Annotated in this window: 1 rRNA gene; it reads right to left on the reverse strand. The window is 55.6% G+C overall.

The window, feature by feature from the left end:
* Nucleotides 1–12: 12 nt before the first annotated feature.
* Nucleotides 13–549, reverse strand: a 16S ribosomal RNA gene (locus QP909_RS11755); the annotation flags it as partial.

Below are 549 nucleotides of genomic sequence, written 5' to 3' on the forward strand. Positions count from 1 at the left end.
AAAGCTCCTTAGAAAGGAGGTGATCCACCCGCACCTTCCGGTACGGGTACCTTGTTACGACTTCGTCCCAATCGCCGATCCCACCTTCGACGGCTCCCTAACAAGTTTGGGCCACCGGCTTCGGGTGTTACCAACTTTCATGACGTGACGGGCGGTGTGTACAAGGCCCGGGAACGTATTCACCGCAGCATTGCTGATCTGCGATTACTAGCGACTCCGACTTCATGGGGTCGAGTTGCAGACCCCAATCCGAACTAAGGCCGGCTTTCAGCGATTCGCTCCACCTCACAGTGTCGCTGCGCGTTGTACCGACCATTGTAGCATGTGTGAAGCCCTGGACATAAGGGGCATGATGATTTGACGTCATCCCCACCTTCCTCCGAGTTGACCCCGGCAGTCTCTCATGAGTCCCCAACCAAATGCTGGCAACATAAGACAAGGGTTGCGCTCGTTGCGGGACTTAACCCAACATCTCACGACACGAGCTGACGACAACCATGCACCACCTGTACACCAGCCACAAAGGGAAACTACATCTCTGCAGCGATC

This window comes from Corynebacterium sp. MSK195 (genome assembly GCF_030228885.1).
GTDB lineage: Bacteria > Actinomycetota > Actinomycetes > Mycobacteriales > Mycobacteriaceae > Corynebacterium.